This window comes from Desulfobacterales bacterium, assembly GCA_030066985.1.
Taxonomy (GTDB): Bacteria; Desulfobacterota; Desulfobacteria; order Desulfobacterales; family JAHEIW01; genus JAHEIW01.
Window position 1 is genome coordinate 1 of sequence record JASJAN010000064.1, and the last position, 7,024, is coordinate 7,024.

The window sequence follows — 7,024 nt, forward strand, 5'->3', positions numbered from 1 at the left end:
TTTAATCACAAAGGTATTTTTACCGAACGGTTCAATCTCCAAACCCAAGGCTTTTAAATCCGGCAGCATCTGTCCTAAGATTTCAGCCTCGCTGAAACTGAGTTCAAGGGTTTCGGGCACCAGAAGCTTCTGGGCGGCGGACGGCTGTTTGTCGGCCCGTCTTTGCAATTGCTCAAAAAGAATGCGCTCATGAGCGGCATGGTGGTCGATGAGCACCAGACCGGTTTCAGCTTCGCAGATGATATAGGTGTTATGCAGCTGGCCGACAACCCTTAAAGCGCTGAAGCCTTGGCTGTCAAACATTGACTGCTGGTCGTTGCGGCCGCCGGTTGCTGACCACTGGTGTCTTTGGCTTCTTGCTCCTGGCAGCTGGCGGCTGGCTGACGTTTGGGTATTGTTGATTTCCGGAAGCGACATCCGAGGTTGCCATGACGGTTCTTCATCTCTGTTTTCAGGCGTAAAGGGTTTTAGTGACTCGACAACCTGAGGCGTTTTCTGCGACACCAATGCCGGGCGCCAGCTAACCCGCTCTATTTCATACAACGTCTGAGCGATGGCGCTTTTAACCGCTTGATGCAATGGGTGCGGGTCGACAAAACGAACTTCATTTTTAGTTGGGTGCACGTTGACATCCACCCGATCAAAGGGGACTCGGATAAAAATGACGGCAACGGGAAATTGCCCTTTTACCAGGCGCTGGGCAAAGCCCGTAAAGACACCATGCTGGATGGTGCGGTCCCGCACAAAGCGGCCATTAACAAAAACATAGAGCCCCCGTGAGGTCCGGCGTGTGACCTTAGGAGAACCAATCCAGCCTTTGATTGAAATGCCGTCACGCTCTAATTCAATCGCATGCAGATCAGCACGGATATTTTTGCCGAGCACATCTGCAATTCGGTCAAGTTGCCGGGATACCTGCGGCCAGTTTTTGACCATCTTGTTGTTGTGAACCAGGCGAAATTGCACATCCGGATGGCCCAGGGCGACCCTGGAGACCGTATCGGCAATATGGCTCATTTCGGTGCCGACTGTCTTTAAAAACTTTTTACGGGCCGGCGTATTAAAAAACAGCTGTTTGACTGAAACCAGGGTTCCTTGCGGCGCGCCGGTCTCGCTAACGCTTTTGACCTTTCCGCCCTCAACAATAATTTGGGTGCCGGCATCGGAAGATCCATCGCGGGTAATCAGCGTAAAGCGGGATACCGATGCAATGCTGGGCAGGGCCTCACCTCTGAAGCCCAGGGTTTGAATGGCAAACAAATCATCGACGCTGGAAATTTTGCTGGTGGCGTGCCGTTCGATGGCCAGCAGGGCATCAGCAGCAGCCATGCCGCTGCCATTGTCGGAGACCTGAATCAGTGATTGCCCGCCATTTTCCACCTCTATGATAATACGGGTGCTATGAGCGTCCAGGGCATTCTCGATCAGCTCCTTGACCACTGATGCCGGCCGTTCGACCACTTCACCGGCCGCAATCTTATTGGACAGCGTTTCGGGGAGTATTTTTATTTTGGGGATGGTCATATTGGGTATTGGCTTTAAAATTTGGACCGTTTTGAATACCCGGCTTTATGTATTCTTTTTGTAGAAACTTCTCAGATATTCCGCATCCATCGGCGACAGGTCGAACTTTAAACACGCCTCTTCAATAAGCTTGGTCGTAGTGGCTTTGGGGTTGTATTTGCACTCCTCGGAAATCCACTTTACGGCTTTTCTTAGATCTTCACCTTCCGGCTGTACGGTGGCCATTTTATGCTCCTTTTCGAAAACTGTTTTGCACCACGAAGAACACGAAGCTCACAAAGAATTTATAAAACCATTCGCTTAATGCCATTTTTCATGAATCGGACATTAAAATTCATTATTAAACCAATTTTTATCCCCGCTAGCTTCATGTAAGTTAGCAGTTGGGCTTGATGAATAGGTAAAATTTTTTCTACACTTTTTAGCTCTACTATGACTTGGTTGTCGACAAGCAAATCAACACGGTATCCACAATCAATTTTCACTTTATTGTAATTTACAGGAAGAGGGTATTGTAACCTGAATGGTATTTTTGCGCATTTCAACTCATGAGCAAGACATTGTTCATAAGTTGACTCAAGCAACCCTGGTCCTAAATTCTTATGCACGTCAATTGCACAACCTATAACCCTTTTTGATAGTTCATCGAATTTCAAGTTTCATGCACCTTCGTGTTCTTCGTGGTGATTATAACACGGGCTTTTTTTTGTGGAAATCAGTGGCCTGTTCGAAATTAAAGGCCACCTTAAGCAGCATCTCTTCGTTAAAATGTCTGCCCAGCAATTGCAGCCCAATGGGCAGCCCCTTTTTGGAAAACCCGCAGGGTATTGACATGCCGGGGATACCCGCCAGGTTGGCCGATAGGGTAAAAATATCAATTAAGTACATGGTCAGCGGGTCATCCACTTTTTCGCCGATCTTAAATGCCGGCGCCGGTGCCACCGGGCATAACAACACATCGCAGGATTCAAAGGCCTGGCGAAAATCTTCGGTGATTAGGGTCCGCACCTGGGAGGCCTTGCCGTAATGGGCATCATAATAGCCGGCAGAGAGGCAATAGGTGCCAATAATAATGCGGCGCTGAACTTCAGGGCCGAAGCCCTCTGAGCGGGTGCGGCGATACATTTGAATCAGGTCGCTTTGGCCGGTATCCCGCACGCCATATTTGACACCGTCATAACGTGCCAGATTGGAGCTCGCCTCCGAAGGCGCAATCACATAATATGCCGCCACGGCATATTCGGTATGTGGCAGGGATACATCAATTTTTTTAGCCCCCAAGTCCTCGATGACCTTGATGGCATTGTCAACAGCGGCTGTAACTTCAGGATCCATTCCGGCGGTGGCACTGTATTCTCTGGGTATACCCACTCGCATGCCCTTTAAGCCCTTTTGCAAAACGCTCGTGTAATCGGGCACGTCCTGGGGAACCGAAGTCGAATCTGCAGTATCATAACCGGCAATGGCATTCAGCATAACGGCACAATCTGCCACATTCTTGGACAGGGGCCCGATCTGATCCAGTGAGGAGGCAAACGCCACCAGCCCAAAACGGGACACGCGCCCATAGGTGGGCTTTAAACCTACGGTGCTGCAGTACGACGCCGGCTGGCGAATTGATCCTCCCGTGTCGGAACCCAGGGCACCCAGACACATATCAGCGGCAACGGCCGCTGCCGAGCCCCCGCTGGAGCCACCCGGAACCCGCGCCGGATTCCAGGGGTTGCGGGTATTTTTAAAGCCCGAGTTTTCGGTGGATGAGCCCATGGCAAATTCATCCATGTTTGTTTTACCCACAATCACCGCCCCACGGCGTTGCAGCTTCTCCATAACGGTGGCATTATAAGGTGGGATAAAATTTTGCAGTATCTTGGACCCGCAGGTGGTCTTAACCCCCTGGGTGCAAATCACGTCCTTGACTGCCAGCGGAATGCCGGTCAGCGGTTCACAGCGGCCGCCGGCAATTTTTTCATCGGCTGCCTGAGCCTGCTCAAGCGCCGTATCGGCCGAAACCGTCAGATAGGCATCCACGCTGCTTTCAACCGCGGCGATGCGATCTAAAACCGCCCGGGTCAGCTCCACCGCTGAAATTTCTTTTTTCTTCAGGCGTCGATGCGCCTCTTCGATTGTTAATTCATGCAATTCCATAATAAACATCCGTTACAAAAGCTGTGCTGAGCCCAAAACAGGTCAGAATATACAGAGCTTAAAACCACGAAGATCACGAAGAACTCGAAGAAAAACTTTATCAATTTTTTTAAATCTTCGTGACCTTCGTGCGCTTCGTGGTTAAAAATATTTCGATGAATATGGCAAAAATTTATATTTAAAAGGCTGCCTTTCAAAACCCTTGTCAATCGATTATCTTCGGAACCACAAAACACCCCTCCTCCTTTTCAGGGGCATTGGCCAGCACCTGTTCACGATCAAGGTGCGGCCTTTGTTCATCATCTCTGAAGGCATTGGTCAGGGAAATGGCATGCGATGTTGCTTTGATGCCCTCGGTATCGACCTGATTCAATTTCTCAATATAGCCCAGAATCTCATCAATTTGTGCGGCAAACATATCGATAGATTCTGCATCCAGATCCAATCGAGCAAGTCGGGCGACGTACAACACTTCTTCTTTGGTCATCTTCATCTTAGACTCCTTGATGTGGGCGAATCGTTACCTGCGGGGGATGTTATTCAGCTGTGCGTAACACCAGAATGGGTTTGAGGCCATCTTTTTTTAATTTGTCCAGCGTGGCGCGCGCCTCGGATTTACTTTTATACGATCCGACGCGAACCCTGAACCAGATTCCTTTTCCCGGGACCTTTCCAATCGACCGATAGGCCGGGTAGCCGCGTTTTTTTAGTTTTTGGATCATCCGATCCGCATCCCCGGCATTTCTGACTGAAGCGGCCTGAATCGTGTAGGTTGGGCTGGGGGTGCTTGTTTTGGCTACAACATCCTGTTTTTTAGGCGACGCTTTTTGCTGCTGGGGTTCAGGAGTTTTGGGTTCTTTTTGTTTTTTCACCGGCTCAGCAGCCTTTTGAGCCGGCTTTTCTGTCTTGGGCTTATCTGCTTTGGGCTTGGGCCGGACCGACACCTTGGTGTCCTCTTTATTTTCTTTAAGCGCCTCATAAAAATCGAGTTTGGTTTTATCCTTTACGGCGGCTGTATCTTTTTGAGGCGTCTTCTTATCCGGTTTTATCGGTTCGGCTTTCTGACGGTCAGCCATTTTTTGTTCAAGGGGCGCCAAATCGAATTTTACCGGTGCCGTTCCCCTGCCCACCAAAACCCCCAGGACAAACATCCAGGCACACAGAAAAAAAATCAACAGCAACCAGCCGGCAATCTTTTTGCGGGTCAGGACGATGAAGGGCTTTTTAAATTCCGGTGCTTTGCGTTTATTCTTTTTTCTCACTTCGGGTTACCCATTAACAATGGCCATAAGGGTTGCAATGATATCGTGTCTCTGCGGATCTGGCCATAGTGGTTACATCGGCACATGAAAAAGGGTGCCTGGACAGCCATCGTTACATGCGGTTCGGGGCTGACACCCCCAGCAGCGTAAGCCCGTTTCGGATGACCTTTTGAACGGCCAATATCAAATTGAGCCGACCACAGCGCAGCTGTGCATCATCGGTCAATACCCGATGCTTATTGTAGTAAGTATGAAAAGCGGATGCAAGCTCCATCAAAAAATAGGTCACCCGATGCGGCTCCATACTTTTGGCACTGCCGGCCAGGATGTCCGGATAACGTGCCAGGGCTTTTATGAGGTCTATTTCTTCAGGCGCCGTCAGAAGGGTTACGGCCTTGTCATCCCAGGAAGTTTCAGTCGCACGCTGCTCGCTGCCCTTGCGCATGATGCTGGCGATACGGGCGTGTACATATTGGACATAATAAACCGGGTTATCGTTGGTTTTTTGCTTAGCAACTACCAGGTCAAAATCAAGGGTGCTCTCATAATGACGGGTTAGAAAAATAAAGCGGGCCGCATCACGCCCCACTTCATCGATAACGTTGCGTAATGTTTCAAATTCACCCGCTCGGGTCGACATGGCCACCGGCTCGCCGGCCCTGAGCAAATTCACCAGTTGCACCAGAATCACATCAAACTGATCCCGCCGATGTCCGCTGGCTTCAATGGCCGCTTTCATGCGGGGAATATAGCCATGATGGTCTGCTCCCCAGACATCGACCACGCGTTCAAAACCGCGGTCATACTTATCCTGATGATAGGCGATGTCGGAAGCAAAATAGGTGGTTTCGCCATTGGCTTTGACCACCACGCGGTCTTTTTCATCACCAAAATCACTGGTTTTAAACCAAAGCGCACCTTCCTTTTCGTAGATGATACCCTGCTGGCGAAACTGCGCCAGAATTTCATCCACGCGACCGTCATCATAGAGGCTCTGCTCGCTGAACCAGCAGTCAAATTCCAGCCCGAACATTTTCAGATCATCCCGGATGCCGTCCAGTATCTTCTGGGCAGCCACACGGGCGCATTCCATTATGGCGTCTTCTTCGTTCTGGTCTAAAAGACTATCGCCTTTTTGCTCTTTAATGTCGGAGGCCAGATCCCGAATGTAGGCACCTTGATAGCAATCAGCGGGAAATTCCACCTTGTGACCGAACAGCTCCTGGTAGCGCAGATATACCGATTGCCCCAAGGTACGGATCTGGCGACCCGAGTCGTTAATATAATATTCTTTTTGGACATCGTAGCCGCAAAAGCCCAGAATATTGGCAACCGCATCTCCCACGGCCGCGCCGCGGCCGTGGCCGATATGCAAGGGGCCGGTGGGATTTGAGCTTACAAATTCAACCTGAAATTTTTGACCCTGACCGATGTCAGTGGCGCCGTAAGCGGTATCGGCTTCAAGGATGTTGCGCAAAACCGAATGCCAGGCCAATGGTTTGAGAAAAAAATTTATAAATCCCGGACCGGCGATTTCGGTTTTTTCAATCATTTTCCGGGGATCTTTCAGATGCGCAACGATGGCCTCTGCGATCTTGCGCGGCGCCATTTTTTGGACAGATGCCGACACCATGGCAATATTGCAGGAAAAATCGCCGTGGGCATCCGCCCGGGGCTCTTCAATCTCTATTTCAGGAATGTCAGCTGAGGGCAAATCCCCTTTCTCATGGGCATTTTTAGCCGCACTTAAAATTAGCTCTTGTAATTTCTGTTTCATAAATAATTTGATGCCAATCTGTTAGGCCCAATACGCCAGCACTCAATTTCTCCAATACGCCAACGGTGAGCGCAGCGAACGATATATTACCTGAATCTTGCACGAGTCGGAGGCTTTCATATGCAAGGCACTTAAGGGCGAAGCTATAGTGAACTATGCTTCGCCCTTAATAACACAGCAGATGGAAGCCTGAGGCTTGTCCGCCTTTGGCGGGCTCGCCGCGTTGTTCCAAGGGTGAAAATTAATGCGATAAAATGATTATCATCTTTTATACCTGATTAGTATTTTGAATGTCTTCTATAATTCGTCTAGC

At 49.7% G+C, this 7,024-nt stretch carries 7 protein-coding genes; all 7 read right to left on the reverse strand.

Annotation, left to right across the window (positions count from 1 at the left end; genetic code table 11):
* Window positions 1-1,524 (reverse strand): DNA mismatch repair endonuclease MutL (gene mutL / locus QNJ26_21430; GenBank protein ID MDJ0988116.1); only part of this gene is annotated, 1,524 nt, incomplete at its 3' end.
* 45 nt (window positions 1,525-1,569) lie between these two features.
* Window positions 1,570-1,749 carry a hypothetical protein gene (locus QNJ26_21435; GenBank protein MDJ0988117.1) on the reverse strand — a complete coding sequence of 60 codons (180 nt, stop codon included), beginning with the start codon at window positions 1,747-1,749 and terminating at the stop codon, window positions 1,570-1,572.
* A 59-nt stretch (window positions 1,750-1,808) separates the two neighbouring features.
* Window positions 1,809-2,180: a GxxExxY protein gene (locus tag QNJ26_21440; protein MDJ0988118.1), complete on the reverse strand. Its 372-nt coding sequence runs from the start codon at window positions 2,178-2,180 to the stop codon at window positions 1,809-1,811.
* Between the two features lie 31 nt (window positions 2,181-2,211).
* Entirely contained in the window at window positions 2,212-3,672 is a 1,461-nt protein-coding gene (gatA, locus tag QNJ26_21445; protein ID MDJ0988119.1) for an Asp-tRNA(Asn)/Glu-tRNA(Gln) amidotransferase subunit GatA, read from the reverse strand.
* Window positions 3,673-3,877: 205 nt separating this feature from the next.
* Window positions 3,878-4,165: an Asp-tRNA(Asn)/Glu-tRNA(Gln) amidotransferase subunit GatC gene (gatC, locus tag QNJ26_21450; GenBank protein ID MDJ0988120.1), complete on the reverse strand. Its 288-nt coding sequence runs from the start codon at window positions 4,163-4,165 to the stop codon at window positions 3,878-3,880.
* Between the two features lie 43 nt (window positions 4,166-4,208).
* On the reverse strand, window positions 4,209-4,934 hold the full coding sequence (locus QNJ26_21455) for an SPOR domain-containing protein (protein MDJ0988121.1): 726 nt from the start codon (window positions 4,932-4,934) through the stop codon (window positions 4,209-4,211).
* Between the two features lie 112 nt (window positions 4,935-5,046).
* Complete coding sequence (argS, locus tag QNJ26_21460; GenBank protein ID MDJ0988122.1) at window positions 5,047-6,711, reverse strand: arginine--tRNA ligase; 1,665 nt, start codon at window positions 6,709-6,711, stop codon at window positions 5,047-5,049.
* Window positions 6,712-7,024 lie beyond the last annotated feature (313 nt).